Annotated in this window: 1 pseudogene; it reads left to right on the plus strand. The window is 47.8% G+C overall.

Annotated features, from left to right (window positions below):
- Positions 1-75: 75 nt before the first annotated feature.
- A pseudogene (locus E8Q33_RS16865) lies at positions 76-253 on the plus strand (PmbA/TldA family metallopeptidase); the annotation flags it as partial.

Raw genomic sequence — 253 nt, forward strand, 5'->3', positions numbered from 1 at the left:
TTATCGAGTGCCATGCGTCCCGGTGTTGATTTTGCTGATTTGTATTTCCAGCGTTCGCGCGGGGAAAACTGGCTGATGGATGACGGCATCATTAAAGATGGTGGTTATCATCTTGAGCAAGGTGTAGTGTTCGTGCCTGTAGTGGTGAGAAAACCGGATTTGCTTACTCGGATGATCTGAGTTTGAAATCACTGCTGGAAGCCACTCATGCAGCCAGTGCCGTGGTAAAACATGGACAGCAAAAACAGGTTGA

This window comes from Methylophaga sp. SB9B, assembly GCF_004832235.1.
In the GTDB taxonomy this organism is placed as follows: Bacteria; Pseudomonadota; Gammaproteobacteria; order Nitrosococcales; family Methylophagaceae; genus Methylophaga; species Methylophaga muralis.